The organism is Cryobacterium sp. MDB2-A-1 (genome assembly GCF_004402675.1).
Taxonomy (GTDB): domain Bacteria; phylum Actinomycetota; class Actinomycetes; order Actinomycetales; family Microbacteriaceae; genus Cryobacterium; species Cryobacterium glucosi.
This window is the reverse complement of sequence record NZ_SOFK01000026.1, coordinates 21,140-35,150: the sequence shown is the minus strand read 5'-3', so window position 1 is coordinate 35,150 and position 14,011 is coordinate 21,140. Positions and strand designations below refer to the sequence as shown.

15 protein-coding genes are annotated in these 14,011 nt (G+C 69.4%); 11 read left to right on the top strand and 4 right to left on the bottom strand.

Features of this window, described 5'->3' with window-relative positions; genetic code table 11:
- Positions 1-112 precede the first annotated feature (112 nt).
- On the top strand, positions 113-466 hold the full coding sequence (locus E3O39_RS08835) for an alpha/beta fold hydrolase (RefSeq protein WP_241975498.1): 354 nt from the start codon (positions 113-115) through the stop codon (positions 464-466).
- Positions 467-749: 283 nt separating this feature from the next.
- The gene (locus tag E3O39_RS08830) at positions 750-1,553 is read left to right on the top strand and encodes an SDR family oxidoreductase (RefSeq protein ID WP_134449790.1); all 804 of its coding nucleotides are present in this window, start codon (positions 750-752) and stop codon (positions 1,551-1,553) included.
- Between the two features lie 105 nt (positions 1,554-1,658).
- On the opposite strand, the gene E3O39_RS08825 is transcribed toward E3O39_RS08830, so the two are convergent.
- The 3 genes from E3O39_RS08825 to E3O39_RS08815 are packed head-to-tail and all read right to left on the bottom strand — an operon-like array spanning position 1,659 to position 5,664.
- Entirely contained in the window at positions 1,659-3,284 is a 1,626-nt protein-coding gene (locus tag E3O39_RS08825) for a cation acetate symporter (RefSeq protein WP_241975499.1), read from the bottom strand.
- Entirely contained in the window at positions 3,281-3,637 is a 357-nt protein-coding gene (locus E3O39_RS08820) for a DUF485 domain-containing protein (RefSeq protein WP_134449791.1), read from the bottom strand. Before E3O39_RS08820 ends, E3O39_RS08825 begins: the two co-directional genes overlap by 4 nt.
- Positions 3,638-3,696: 59 nt before the next feature.
- Positions 3,697-5,664 (bottom strand): AMP-binding protein, encoded by a 1,968-nt coding sequence (locus E3O39_RS08815; RefSeq protein WP_255454139.1) that lies wholly within the window; start codon positions 5,662-5,664, stop codon positions 3,697-3,699.
- A gap of 127 nt (positions 5,665-5,791) precedes the next feature.
- Between E3O39_RS08815 and E3O39_RS08810 the strand changes: the two genes are divergently transcribed.
- The 9 genes from E3O39_RS08810 to E3O39_RS08770 all read left to right on the top strand — a co-directional run bounded on the left by E3O39_RS08810 (position 5,792) and on the right by E3O39_RS08770 (position 13,297).
- On the top strand, positions 5,792-6,487 hold the full coding sequence (locus E3O39_RS08810; RefSeq protein WP_241985026.1) for a GntR family transcriptional regulator: 696 nt from the start codon (positions 5,792-5,794) through the stop codon (positions 6,485-6,487).
- A gap of 85 nt (positions 6,488-6,572) precedes the next feature.
- Positions 6,573-8,108 carry an MmgE/PrpD family protein gene (locus E3O39_RS08805; RefSeq protein ID WP_134449794.1) on the top strand — a complete coding sequence of 512 codons (1,536 nt, stop codon included), beginning with the start codon at positions 6,573-6,575 and terminating at the stop codon, positions 8,106-8,108.
- Positions 8,108-9,019: a methylisocitrate lyase gene (prpB, locus tag E3O39_RS08800; protein ID WP_134449795.1), complete on the top strand. Its 912-nt coding sequence runs from the start codon at positions 8,108-8,110 to the stop codon at positions 9,017-9,019. The genes E3O39_RS08805 and prpB overlap by 1 nt, the downstream gene beginning before the upstream one ends.
- Positions 9,020-9,049: 30 nt before the next feature.
- Complete coding sequence (locus tag E3O39_RS08795; protein ID WP_134449796.1) at positions 9,050-10,273, top strand: bifunctional 2-methylcitrate synthase/citrate synthase; 1,224 nt, start codon at positions 9,050-9,052, stop codon at positions 10,271-10,273.
- Positions 10,242-10,853: a phosphoribosyltransferase gene (locus tag E3O39_RS08790; RefSeq protein ID WP_134449797.1), complete on the top strand. Its 612-nt coding sequence runs from the start codon at positions 10,242-10,244 to the stop codon at positions 10,851-10,853. The genes E3O39_RS08795 and E3O39_RS08790 overlap by 32 nt, the downstream gene beginning before the upstream one ends.
- Positions 10,850-11,599: a Type 1 glutamine amidotransferase-like domain-containing protein gene (locus E3O39_RS08785; protein ID WP_134449798.1), complete on the top strand. Its 750-nt coding sequence runs from the start codon at positions 10,850-10,852 to the stop codon at positions 11,597-11,599. Before E3O39_RS08790 ends, E3O39_RS08785 begins: the two co-directional genes overlap by 4 nt.
- Before the next feature lie 3 nt (positions 11,600-11,602).
- Positions 11,603-12,298 carry a uracil-DNA glycosylase gene (locus E3O39_RS08780; RefSeq protein ID WP_134449799.1) on the top strand — a complete coding sequence of 232 codons (696 nt, stop codon included), beginning with the start codon at positions 11,603-11,605 and terminating at the stop codon, positions 12,296-12,298.
- A 27-nt stretch (positions 12,299-12,325) separates the two neighbouring features.
- Complete coding sequence (locus E3O39_RS08775; protein ID WP_134449800.1) at positions 12,326-12,904, top strand: GNAT family N-acetyltransferase; 579 nt, start codon at positions 12,326-12,328, stop codon at positions 12,902-12,904.
- A 3-nt stretch (positions 12,905-12,907) separates the two neighbouring features.
- Entirely contained in the window at positions 12,908-13,297 is a 390-nt protein-coding gene (locus tag E3O39_RS08770) for a hypothetical protein (RefSeq protein WP_134449801.1), read from the top strand.
- Positions 13,298-13,325: 28 nt separating this feature from the next.
- Here E3O39_RS08770 and E3O39_RS08765 read toward each other — a convergent pair whose 3' ends face one another.
- Positions 13,326-13,982 carry a hypothetical protein gene (locus tag E3O39_RS08765; RefSeq protein ID WP_134449802.1) on the bottom strand — a complete coding sequence of 219 codons (657 nt, stop codon included), beginning with the start codon at positions 13,980-13,982 and terminating at the stop codon, positions 13,326-13,328.
- Between the last annotated feature and the right edge of the window lie 29 nt (positions 13,983-14,011).

The following is a 14,011-nucleotide window of genomic DNA, read 5'->3' as shown; positions in this document are numbered from 1 at the left end:
ACGAGCGTGGACCGTCCATCGCTCTTGGGTGCGAGTTTAGGCACGCGCTCGCGGGGTCGGCAATGTCGCCGAAACACGGCGTCATCTACGGGTGTGCCCCGGTCCGCCGCTCGTGTACACAGCGGGGTGGCTCAGTCACCTCGAGCTCAGCTGGCAGCTGCCCGAGGAGCGGGCGTTCTACGAGAGTCTGGCGGCGGACCGCCGGCTCATCCGGTACGACCGCGCCGGATGCGGCCTGTCGGCTCCGACGAGCCGGCCGCCGTCGATGGACTTCGAGCTGGAGCAGCTCGCCGCGGTCGTCGCGAAGCTCGGTCCGGAGCCGTTCGACCTCATCGGCACGTCGATGGGTGCGCTGGTCGCTGTGGCGTGGGCGGCGGCGCATCCGGATACCGTGCGACGGCTGGTGCTCCACGGCGGCGCGTCCGTCGCCTGTGCGGAGACGCTCACGTCGATAGCGGATGGGTGACGGGAGTCGCCCGCCCGATCCATCTCGGTGCACGAGTCCAGGTCTGGGAGGTGAGGATCAGCGACGGCCGCGACCGTCTCGTCTGCGTTTCGCGGTGCACGCTCGCGGTGATCGACAGGCCGAGCGACTACGTATCACCGCAGCTGCGCCCCTCGAGGAGCGGATCGCCGAACTGAGCGCGCAGGCGAGCGATGGCCGGGCGAACGACAGGGAAGCACGGCGTCATCTACCGGGTGTGCCCCGGGTGTGCCCCGACCGCTGCTCGTGCCGCCAGAATAGGACCATGGCAAACAAGCGAGTTGTAGTGACCGGTGCGAGTTCGGGAATCGGGGCGGCCACGGTGCGACTGTTCCGGGCCCACGGCTGGGACGTCGTCGGCGTGGCCCGGCGTGCCGACCGGCTCGCGGCCCTCGCAGCGGAAACCGGCGCCGATGTCTTCACGGCCGACCTGACGGTGCAGGCGGACGTCGACGCCCTCCGCGACTATCTCGCGGCATCCGGCCCCGTGCACGCCCTCGTGAACAACGCCGGCGGTGCCCGCGGCCTCGACAGCGTCGAGACCGCCCCTGTCGAAGACTGGGCCTGGATGTTCGAGATCAATGTGCTCGCGGTCAAGCGGGTCACGAGTGCCGTGCTCCCGCTGCTGCGGGAGACACTCCGAGAGGAGGCCGCAGGCCTCCGCACGGATGCCGCTGGCAGCGCGGACATCGTCACGGTCACCTCCATCGCCGGGCACGTCGCGTACCTCGGCGGTGGCGGATACAACGCCGCCAAGTTCGCGGCCCACGCCCTCGTGGAGGTGCTGCGGCTCGAGCTCAACGGCGAGCCGATCCGGGTGATCGAGATCGCGCCCGGCATGGTCAAGACCGAGGAATTCGGCCTCGTCCGCTTCGGCGGCGACACGGAAAAGGCCGCTGCCGCATACGCCGGCGTGGAGCACCCGCTCACCGCGGAGGACATCGCCGAGACGATCGTGCTGAGCGTCGAACTGCCCGCCCACGTCAACCTCGACCTGATCACGGTCAAGCCCGTCGCCCAGGCGGCCCCGACGCGCGTCGCGCGCGGCCCCCTCGTCCCGAAGGACTGACCCGCTGCATCCGCTGGCCCGGCCAGACCCGGCCCGTGAACCGCACTCTTCCGGTCGAGAGTCACCCGTGGAGCGGGAACTCTCGACCGGAAAGGTAGCTGCGGGCTAGTGCTCGACGGCCTTCTCGGCGCCGTGGCCGGTGAGGGAGCGGACTGACATCTCGGCGGCGAGGAGAGGGTCCTCCTTGCGGGTGCTCGTGACGGAGCCGAGCCAGCCGAGGAAGAAGCCGATCGGGATCGAGACGATGCCGGGGTTGCTGAGCGGGAACCACGCGAAGTTGACCCCCGCGCCGAACATCGACGTCGGCGTGCCGGAGAACACCGGGGAGAAGATGATCAGGATCATCGCAGCGGCGAGGCCGCCGTACATGCTCCAGACCGCTCCGCGGGTGGTGAAGCCGCGCCAGAACAGCGAGTAGAGGATCGTCGGGAGGTTCGCGCTCGCCGCGACGGCGAAGGCGAGCGCCACGAGGAACGCGATGTTCTGGCCCTGCACGCCGATGCCGCCCGCGATCGCGAGGATGCCGATCACGATGACGGTGCGGCGGGCGACCTTCACTTCGCTGTCCGGGTCGCCCTTGCCCTTCTTGATCACGCTCATGTAGATGTCGTGCGCGAACGAGGTCGCCGCGGTGATCGTGATGCCGGCGACGACCGCAAGGATCGTCGCGAAGGCGATCGCCGAGATGAAGCCGAGCAGGAGCGGTCCTCCGAGCGCGAGCGAGAGGAGCGGCGCCGCGGAGTTGACCCCGCCGGGAGCCGCCGCGATGACGTCCGCGCCGACGAGCGCCGCTGCGCCGAAGCCGAGCACGAGGGTGAAGAGGTAGAACGCGCCGATGAGCCAGATCGCCCAGACCACGGAACGACGGGCCTCCTTGGCGCTCGGGACCGTGTAGAAGCGCATCAGCACGTGCGGCAGGCCCGCGGTGCCGAGGACGAGCGCGATCGCGAGGGAGATGAAGTCGAGCGGATTGTGCCCGTACTTGAGCCCCGGCACGAGGATGGCCTCAGCGGGCTTGCTGATCGAGGCCGCGACGGCAGAGTCGAGCAGTCCGGAGAAGTTGAAGCCGTTGATCGCGAGCACCCAGATCGTCATCCCGAGGGCTCCGATGATCAGGAGGAACGCCTTGATGATCTGGACCCAGGTGGTGCCCTTCATCCCGCCGATGAGCACGTAGAGGATCATCAGGCCGCCGACAACGACGACGACGACCGACTGGCCGAGCTTGTCGTTGATGCCGAGCAGCAGCGACACGAGGCCGCCGGCGCCGGCCATCTGGGCGAGGAGGTAGAAGAAGCACACGGCGAGGGTCGTCGTGGCTGCCGCGACCCTGACCGGGCCCTGCTTGAGCCGGAACGAGAGCACGTCGGCCATCGTGTACTTGCCGGTGTTGCGCATCAGCTCTGCGACGAGCAGCAGCGCGACGAGCCACGCGACGAGGAACCCGATCGAGTACAGGAAGCCGTCGTACCCGCTGATCGCGATCGCTCCGACGATGCCGAGGAAGGACGCCGCCGAGAGGTAGTCTCCCGCGATCGCGAAGCCGTTCTGCGGTCCGGTGAAGGACCGGCCGCCGGTGTAGTAGTCCGCGGCGGAACGGTTGTTGCGGCCGGCCCGGATCACGACGATCAGGGTGACGGCCACGAAGGCGAGGAAGATCGAGATGTTCAGGACGGGGTTGGTCTCCGTGGCCTTCACGGCGGTCTGGACGATCATGGCGCCGGCGCTCATTTCTGCTCCATCTTTTCGAGCTCTGCGCGGAGCGCTGCGCCCATCGGGTCGAGGGTCTTGTTCGAGAAGGACACGTACCACATGGTGATCGCGAAGGTCGTGACGAACTGGCCGAGGCCGAGCACGAGGCCGAGGTTGACCGATCCGACGACCGGGATGGCCATCACGGCGGGCAGGTAGGCGGCGATGAGCACGAACCCGAAGTACCAGACCAGGAAGAACACGGCGAGCGGGATCACGAACCGGTTCCTCCTCCTCTTCAGCTCGAGGAAGCGGGGCGATTGGGCGAAAGCGACGTAGTCGATCGACGACGGCGTCGCTCCCGGTCGTGCATCTCTCAGTGATTCCGTCATGGGGGCTCCTTTGCTCCGGTGAGGATGGTGCTGGGTAGTGCGGTCTGGGGGGAGAGGATTCAGTTGGTGTGGGCGGTGCCGTGCACGGCGAGCTTGAGCGCGTCGAGCACGGCAGGGTCCTCGATCGTCGGGGGAACCGTGTACGGCTCGCCGTCGACGATCTGGCGGATCGTCTTGCGCAGGATCTTGCCAGAGCGGGTCTTCGGCAACCGGTCGAGGATCGTCACGTCACGGAAGGCGGCGACCGGGCCGACGTGCTCGCGCACGAGTCCGACGAGTTCCTTGGCGAGGGTGTCGTGGTCGATCGTCGCCCCGGCCTTGAGCGTCACGAAGCCCGCGGCGCGCTGGCCCTTGAGCGGGTCGTGCACTCCGAGCACGGCGCACTCCGCGACCGACGGATGCAGGGTGAGTACCTCCTCGAGGGATCCGGTCGACAGCCGGTGCCCGGCCACGTTGATCACGTCGTCGGTGCGGCCCATCACGTAGAGGTAGCCGTCGGCGTCGAAATGGCCGGAGTCGCCCGTCGCATAGTAGCCGGGGAAGGCGGAGAGATAGGCGCTCGCATACCGCTCCGCGCTGCCCCAGACACCGAGCAGGGTTCCGGGAGGAAGCGGCAGGCGGATGGCGATGTTGCCCTCCTTGCCGACCTTCGTCACGGGCCGGCCCTTCGAGTCGAGGATCTCGATGGCGTAGCCCGCGACCGGGAACGTCGCCGATCCCGGCTTGGTCGGGATTTCCTCGATGCCGCGCGGGTTCGCGCAGATCGCCCAGCCTGTCTCGGTCTGCCACCAATGGTCGATCACCGGGCAGTGCAGCCCGTCGTTCGCCCAGTGGTACGTCTCGGGGTCGAGTCGTTCCCCGGCGAGGAAGAGGCCGGTCAGGCTCGAGACGTCGTACTTCTGCAGCTCGGCGAGCTCGGGGTCGACCCGGCGGATGGCCCGGATCGCGGTCGGGGCGGTGAAGAGCACGGTGACCTTGTAGTCCTCGACGACCCGCCAGAAGGCGCCGGCGTCCGGGGTGCCGATCGGCTTGCCCTCATAGATGACGGTCGTCGCCCCGACGAGGAGCGGCGCGTAGACGATGTAGGAGTGCCCGACGACCCAGCCGACGTCCGAGGCCGCCCAGAAGACGTCTCCGGGCCCCGCGGCGTAGATGTTGCGCATCGACCAGGCGAGCGCGACGGCGTGTCCGCCGTTGTCGCGCACGATGCCCTTCGGATTCCCGGTCGTTCCCGAGGTATAGAGGATGTACAGCGGGTCCTCAGAGCGGAGGCTCACGGGTTCGGCAGGGGTCGCGGCATCCTCTTCGGTCGCCCAGTCGAGCCAGGTGACGGCGTCCGTGCCCGTGTCCGTGTCCGTGCCCGCGACGGCGTAGTCCGCCGCGCTCCCGGGGATCGACTCGCGGTCCCGCACGATGACGGTGCGGACCGAACCCTGCGACCGGTCAAGAGCCTTCTTCACGAGCGGCAGGTATTCGACGACGCGGCCGGGCTCGAGCCCGCCCGACGCGGTCACGATCACGGTGGGCCGGGCGTCGTCGATCCGCACGGCGAGTTCGCTCGCCGCGAAGCCGCCGAAGACCACGGAGTGCACGGCGCCGATCCTGGCGCACGCGAGCATGGCCACGATCGCCTCCGGGATCATCGGCAGGTAGACGATCACCCGGTCGCCGACGCCGACGCCCTGGGCGCGCAGCACCCCGGCGAACCGGGAGACGCGGTCGAGCAGCCGGCTGTAGCTGATGCTGACCCGGGTGCCGCTCATCGCGGAGTCGTAGATGACCGCGGCCTGGTCGCCGCGGCCGGCGAGCACGTGCCGGTCGAGGGCGTTGTAGCTCGTGTTGAGCTCGCCGTCCGGGAACCAGCGCCAGGTCCCGGGCTCGCGCTCCTCGAGCGCGGTGCGCGGGGGCACGGTCCAGTCGATGAAGGCGGATGCCTCGAGCCAGAAGTCGGCGCGGGTCGCGGCATCCGTCGAGCGCAGCCAGGAGTCGCGGTAGCTCCCCGCCGTGCCTGTCGCTGTGTATGTCACTGTGAACCTCCCCATTGAAGCTCCTATGTATACATAGAATTCAGGAAGTCTTGCACACGCCGGGTAAAAAGGGAATAGCATGGCGTCTGTGTATACAGAAACCCCAACGTCGGGGAACACCACTCCGGTGGGTACCCGCACGGCCGCACCGCCGGTCGCCGTCGTCAGCGCGAGCGAACGCGCCTACCGCCAGCTGCGCGACGAAATCCTCGACGGAGTCCTCGCCCCGGGCGCCGGCCTCCTCGAGGTCGAGCAGTCCGACCGCATCGGCGTCTCGCGCACGCCGCTCCGGTCCGCCATCGCCCGCCTGATCGCCGACGGGCTCGTCGCCGGCCGCGCCGGCCGCGGCTTCATGGTCACGGAGATGTCCGTCGACAGCATCCACGAACTGTACGAACTCCGCCGCGCCCTCGAGGAGCACGCGGCCAGGATCGCGGCGACCCGGCGCGACCCCCACGTCTTCCTCGAGCTGCGCGACCAGTTCCGCACGGCACCCGAACTGCTGCTGCTGGGCGAGGCCGGACTGCACCGGTACTACGAGCTCATCGACGACTTCGACGACGCGCTCGACGCGGCAGTCGGCAACCCGTTCCTCGTCACCGCGCTCGCCAACGTGCGCACCCACCTCGCCAGGATCCGCAGGCTCGCCAGGCAAAACCCGGCGCGGCTGCGGGCGGCGGCGGCCGAGCACCTGCTCATCATCGAGGCCATCGTCGCCGGTGATACCTCGCTCGCCGCCCACGCCACCCACGTCCACCTCCACCAGAGCCTCAGCAACGTCCTCGCCGCGCTCGAGGCGAACCCGGCCGCCCAGGCCGACTGAAGCAACAGCGCCCACCCGAACCAGCGCCCACCCGAACTACCGCCCACCCGAACCACCGTCCAACCGAACCACCGAAGGGAACCCTGTGCAGCTTCACGATGTTCGAGTCCACCGCAGCGACGAAGACCTGGCCCGCACGGATCAGCTCGCCTGGAAGATCGCCGAGTGCGCGTCCGACCCGGTGGAGGTCTCCGCCGAGGTGACCGAGATGATCATCAACCGGGTCATCGACAATGCCGCCGTCGCAGCGGCCTCGCTCACCCGGCGACCGGTCGTCGCCGCGCGCTCGCAGGCGCTCGCGCATCCGCGCTCCTTCAACGGCGTCGGCGCGACCGTGTTCGGCGAACAGCGTTCCCGCCGGGTCTCGCCGGAATGGGCGGCGTGGGCCAACGGCGTCGCCGTCCGCGAACTGGACTACCACGACACCTTCCTCGCCGCCGAGTACTCCCACCCCGGCGACAACATCCCGCCGGTCCTCGCCGTCGCCCAGCACCTCGCCGTCACCCGCGGCCTGAGCGGGCGGGACCTCGTGCGCGGGATCGCGACCGGCTACGAGATCCAGATCGACCTCGTGCGGGCGATCAGCCTGCACGCGCACAAGATCGACCACGTCGCCCACCTCGGCCCGTCGGCCGCCGCCGGGATCGGCACCCTGCTCGGCCTCGACACCGAGACGATCTTCCAGGCCATCGGCCAGGCCCTGCACACCACAACGGCCACCCGGCAGTCCCGCAAGGGTGAGATCTCGAGCTGGAAGGCGTACGCGCCCGCATTCGCCGGCAAGATGGCCGTCGAATCCGTCGACCGCGCCATGCGCGGCGAGACGAGTCCGACCCCGATCTACGAGGGCGAAGACGGCGTCATCGCGTGGCTCCTCGACGGTCCGGAGGCTTCCTACCAGGTCGCCCTGCCGGGCCGGGGCGAGGCCAAGCGGGCCATCCTGGACAGTTACACGAAGGAACACTCCGCCGAGTACCAGGCCCAGGCCCTCATCGACCTCGCCCGCAAGCTCTACCGCGAGCACCCGGAACTCGCCGACCCGGCCAACATCACCCGGATCGTGATCCACACGAGCCATCACACCCACAACGTGATCGGCTCCGGTGCGAACGACCCGCAGAAGTACGACCCGAGTGCGACAAGGGAGACCCTCGACCACTCGATCCCGTACATCTTCACCGTCGCACTGCAGGACGGCAGCTGGCACCACGTCGACTCCTACCGGCCGGAACGCGCGAGCCGCGCGGACACCATCGCCCTCTGGAACAAGGTCACGACCGAGGAGGACGTCGAGTGGACCCGGCGCTACCACTCACTCGACCCCGCCGAGAAGGCCTTCGGCGGCCGGGTGGAGATCGAGCTGGCCAATGGCAAGCGGATCGTCGACGAGCTCGCCGTCGCCGACGCGCATCCGCTCGGCGCGCAGCCCTTCGGCCGGGCGGAGTACATTGACAAGTTCCGCACGCTCGCGGCGGGCGTGCTCGAGGAGGGTGAGATCCTGCGCTTCCTCGACGCCGCCGAACGCCTGCCCGACCTCGCCGCCGACGACCTCGACCAGCTCACCATCGTGGCCCGCAACGGCCTGCTCACCTCGGTCCCCATCCCGAATGGAATCTTCTGATGTTGTATTCGACACGCACCCCCGCCGCCAAGCGCGAGGGTTTCCGCCGCGACCTGGCCAGCGGACGCCTGCTCCGGTTTCCCGGGGCATTCAACCCGCTTTCCGCCCGCCTGATCGAGGCGAAGGGGTTCGAGGGCGTCTACATCTCCGGCGCCGTGCTCTCCGCAGACCTCGGCCTGCCCGACATCGGCCTGACCACCCTCACCGAGGTCGCCGGGCGCAGCCAGCAGATCGCCAGGATGACCGACCTGCCCGCGATCGTCGACGCCGACACCGGATTCGGCGAGCCGATGAACGTCGCGCGCACCGTGCAGACCCTCGAGGACGCCGGCCTCGCCGGAATGCACATCGAGGACCAGGTCAACCCGAAGCGCTGCGGCCACCTCGACGGCAAGCAGGTCGTCGACCTCGACACGGCCAGCAAGCGCATCCGCGCGGCCGTCGATGCCCGCAGGGACCCGAACTTCCTCGTGATGGCGCGCACCGACATCCGTGCCGTCGACGGTCTCGCCGCGGCCGTCGACAGGGCGAAGGCACTCGTCGACGCGGGCGCCGACGCGATCTTTCCCGAGGCGATGGCGTCGCTCGCCGAATTCGCGGCGATCCGTGCGGCCGTCGACGTGCCCGTGCTCGCGAACATGACCGAGTTCGGCAAGGGGGAGCTCTTCACCGTGCAGCAGCTCGCCGATGTCGGGATGAACCTCGTGATCTTCCCCGTCTCGCTGTTGCGCCTCGCGATGGGCGCCGCAGACCGCGGCCTCGACGCGATCGTCGAACACGGCTCGCTCGAGTCGATGCTGCCAGAGATGCAGCACCGCTCGAAGCTCTACGAACTGCTCGACTACGAGTCGTACAATCACTTCGACTCCGGCGTTTTCAATTTCACCCTCAACCCCACCCTGCCCGCGTAACCACGCACTCACCGCACGCGAAGGAGCGACATGAGTCAGAACGAACCAGCCGTCACCGAACCGACGGTCTACAAGGGCCTCGCCGGAATCGTGGTCGACCGCACCCGCGTCTCGAAGGTCAACGACCTGTCGAACTCCCTGCTCTACCGGGGCTACCCGGTGCAGGAACTCGCCGCGCAGAAGAGCTTCGAGGAGGTCACCTACCTGCTCTGGAACGGCGAACTCCCGACGCCCGACGAGCTCGCCGCGTTCGAAGACGAGGAGCGGTCCCTCCGCCACCTCCAGCCCGCCGTGCGCCGCGTGATCGACGAGCTTCCCCTGACCGCGCACCCGATGGACGTCGTGCGGACCGCCGTGAGCCTGATCGGCGCCTTCGACCCGCAGGTCGACGACGCCTCCCCGGAGGCGAACAAGGCCAAGGGCCTGCGGCTCTGGTCCCAGATGCCCGCGATCGTCGCCTACGACCAGCGCCGCCGCCACGGGCTCGAGCCGATCGAACCGCGCGACGACCTCGGCTACTCGGCGAACTTCCTGTTCATGACCTTCGGCGAGGTGCCGGAACTCGTCGTCGTCGAGGCCTTCGACGTGTCGATGATCATGTACGCCGACCACTCCTTCAACGCATCCACCTTCACCGCGCGCGTGATCACGTCCACGATGAGCGACCTGCACTCGGCGATCACCGGGGCGGTCGGCGCCCTCAAGGGTGCGCTGCACGGCGGCGCCAACGAAGCCGTGATGCACACGTTCGAGCAGATCGGCCTCGGCGAAGGCTCCGGCGAACGAGCGGATGCCTGGCTCAAGGAGACCCTCGACGCGCATCACAAGGTGATGGGTTTCGGGCACCGCGTCTACAAGCACGGCGACTCCCGGGTGCCGACGATGAAGACCGCGCTGCTCACCCTGGTCGAGCACTACCAGCGCCCGGACCTGATCGAGCTCTACGAGCGCCTCGCGGCGGGGATGAAGGAGCGCACCGGTATCCTGCCGAACCTCGACTACCCGTCGGGACCGGCGTACTACCTGATGGGCTTCGACACCCTGACCTTCACGCCCCTCTTCGTGGCCTCCCGGATCGCCGGCTGGACCGCGCACATCATCGAACAGACCGCTTCGAACTCCCTGATCCGGCCGCTCTCGCTCTATGACGGGCACCCGGAACGGCACCTCGCCGCTGAACCGGAACCCGACCTCCAGCCGGCCGGTGACCTACCATTGGACAATGGCATTCGAAGCAGACGACTCAGCAACTGACACGACCGGCATCCAGCGGGAAATCCTCGGCTGGGAGGACTTCGCCGCTGCCTCGCGGCAACTGGCCGTCGACGTGCTGTCGAGCGGATTCCACCCGGACGTCGTGATCGCGATCGCGCGCGGCGGCCTGCTGCTCGCGGGCGCGATGTCGTACGCGCTCGGCACGAAGAACTGCGGCAGCATCAACGTGCAGTTCTACACCGGGGTCGACGAACGCCTGCCCGAGCCGGTGCTCTCCGGTCCGATGCTCGACGCGCCGGCACTTGCCGGACTCAGCGTGCTGCTCGTCGACGACGTCTCCGACTCGGGGCGCACCCTCGCGCTCGTGCTCGCGATGTTGCGGGAGTCGGCGGCCGAGGTGCGCTGCGCGACCCTGTACACCAAGCCGCGCACGGTCCTCGTCCCGGACTACACCTGGCGCGAGACCGACGACTGGATCGTGTTCCCGTGGTCGGCGCTGCCGATCGTCGACGCGCCTGAAGTGACGGCCCTGCTCGCCCCCATCGTCGCGACCGTCGTCGCCCCCTCCGCAGTGGAGAATGTCGTCGTCGCGCCTGCCGTTGCGGGCGTCGTCGCATGAGCATCCACCTCGTCGGCGGCGGCTGGGCCGCCGAACACAGCGCGGCCGTGTTCGGTCCGTTCCTCGCCGAGGCGACCGTGCGTGCCACGGCGGCCGGTCGCGACGAACCCCGGATCGCGATCATCGCGGTGCGTGCGCCCGGCACCGCTGCTGTTGACGACGCTGTTGACGACGCCGCCCAGCACGCCGCGAAGCTCGCCGAGGCGCTCGGTGCGGCCGGGGTCTTCGAGGCGAAGATCACCGAACTCGCACTGAGCGACGCGGCGACCCTGCCCGCGATCGCGGACGTCGACGGCATCATCGTCGGCGGTGGGCTCACGCCCGCCTACCTTGCCGCACTCACCCCGATCGCAGGCGAGATCCGCCGCCAGGTGTCCGCCGGCGTGCCGTACCTCGGCTACTCCGCCGGTGCCATGATCGCCGCAGAGCGTGCCCTCGTCAGCGGCTGGCGCCTGGGCGAGGTCGAGGTCAGCGCGGAAGCAGCCTCTGAAGGCCTCGACGAACTCACCATCCAGCCCGGCATCGGCCTGCTCGACGTCACCGTCGACGTGCACGCCGCCCAGTGGGGAACCCTGTCCCGCCTCATCGCCGCAACGGAAGCCGGCCTCATCGACGGCGGCCTCGCTGTCGACGAGAACACCGCGCTCATCGTCGGGGAGGGCGCCCTCCGCGTCGTCGGCTCCGGCAGCGTCTGGCGGGTCAGCCAGTCCGAGAACGGCGTGCTCGTCAGCACCTTCGGCGCCTAGGCCGTGATCGACCCGTCGTCGATCGACCCGTCATCGGTCGACCCGTCATCGGTCGACCCCGGCTGGGCAGCGGCCCTCGCCCCCGCGGCGGGCGCGCTGGCCCAGGCGACCGGTTTCCTCGACGCCGAGTCGGCCGCCGGGCGACCCTGGCTGCCGGCGCCGGCGACCGTGCTGCGCGCCTTCCGCGAACCGTTCCGGGCGGTACGCGTGCTCCTGGTCGGCCAGGACCCGTATCCGACGCCGGGGCATCCGCTCGGCCTCGCCTTCGCGGTCGATCCCGCCGTGCGGCCCTTGCCGCGGAGCCTCGTGAACATCGGTGCCGAGCTCCAGTCGGACGTCGGGGTGACCCTGCGCACCGGAGACCTCTCGGCCTGGTCGGCCCAGGGAGTGCTGCTGCTCAACCGGGTGCTCACCGTGCGCGCCGGTGAGCCGGGTTCGCACCGCGGGCACGGCTGGGAGGCCGTCACGGACCAGGCCATCCGTGCCCTCGTCGCCCGCGGCACGCCCCTCGTCGCGATCCTCTGGGGGAAGGACGCCGCGAGGCTGCGGCCGTTGCTCGGCAACACCCCGGTGATCGAGTCGGCGCATCCGAGCCCGCTGTCCGCGCGGCGGGGCTTTTTCGGGTCGAGGCCCTTCAGCCGCGCGAACGCGCTCCTCGCCGAGCAGGGCGCAGCGCCCGTCGACTGGACACTCGGGTAATCTGGAAGTCCGTGGGAGGAGCCAGCCATGCTTGAAGAGGAATACCAGCCGCGCCGGCAGTTGCCCAGGCACCTGCGCCCGGCGCCGGAGACCGAGGCTCCGTTCGAGTACTCGATGCGGGACGCGCTGATCACCGACCTGCCGTACATCCGCGAGATCTACAACTACTACGTCGCCAACAGCACGGTCACCTTCGACGTCGACCCGATGACCCTCGCCGCCTGGCGCAGTAAGTTCTACTACCTCGGCAAGCTCGGCATGCCCTTCATCGTGGCCGTGTCGCCCGCCGGTCAGATCCTCGGCTACGCGCTCGTGACGCCGTGGAAAGAGAAGCGCGCGTTCCGGTTCACCGTCGAGAACTCGATCTACCTCGGAGCGGCCTCGACAGGCAAGGGACTCGGCCGGGTGCTGCTCGGCGAGCTCATCACGCGCTCCAAGGATGCGGGCCTCAAGGAGATCATCGCCGTGATCGCCGACCAGGGCGCCGACGCGTCGATCAAGCTGCACCTCGACTTCGGGTTCAAGGAGATCGGCCGGATGGGCAAGGTCGGCTTCAAGTTCGACCGCTGGCTCGGAACCGTGCTGCTCCAGAAGAGCCTGAAGTAACCCGTGACCGATCCGGAGGTCTCGTTCGAGCTGCCGCCTCGACACACCGTGCTGCGGTCCTTCGCTGGGCACCTCGAAGCGCCGCCGGAGACCGTGTTCGTGCGGCTGCTCGCGGCGCTGATGCCCGCACCGAGCGAGGGGGTCGCCACGATCAACCGGCATTTCCGGGCCGATCCCGCCGAGCGCCTGATCGTGGTGCAGGGGGACTGGTGGTACCGAGGCGAGTACCGCGTGCTCGCGGAGGAGGAGGGTTCGCTCGTGCAGTACGAGATCATCAACGTCGCCCAGGCCTTCCACGCCGCCGGTGCACTCACGGCCCGCTCGGAGCTCCGGGCGGCACCCCGCGCGTTCCAGACGCTGCTGACCAAGGTCGGCGGCCCGCTCGCCCGCTGAGCAGCACTGCCCCGTCCGGGGGCGCGGGTCAGGGCGTGAGATGCAGCGTGAACTCGGGTCCGCCGAGAAGCACGGCGAGCACGGATGCCCCGAGCCCGCCGGCGAGGAGCAGCCCCGGGTGGGCGAGCCCCACGATCGTGAATCGTAAGCGCGGGCTGGTCCGCAGGAAGTCCTCCGGAACCGCGTGCGCCTCCGGCAGCTCGCGCCAGCCGCGCAACCGCCGCAGGAACCAGCTGCACCGAACGACGAAGGCCATCCACAGTACGAGCAGTACCACCGGGATCGCCGCGAGCATGAGCGTGAAGCCGAGCCCGGTCACCTCGGCGTCATTGTCGTCGGCCGCGGCCTGGATCGCCGTCGAGATCGACGAACTCGCGACCACGGACACCCCCCAGACCAGGAATGCCGCACACAGCGCGAGGAATCGCACGAAGAAATGGCCGAGCACCGAGTCGTTCGCGGGCGGAAGGTGGTCGCGCGGTGTGGCCGCGAGCAGCCACACTGTCGCCGCGAGGGCCGGCAGCGCGGCGAGCAGCACGACCGCGTACCAGCCGGGACCGGGGACCCAGGGCGAGAGGGCGTCGGAGGCGACCACGACACCCCAGAGGGCCAGCCAGGCCCAGCCCGACCGCAGCGGATGCCGCACGAGCCACGCCGGCAGCATCCGCTCGAGCACCGCAGTCATGCGGACACTGTACTCGCGAGGTCTGCCGG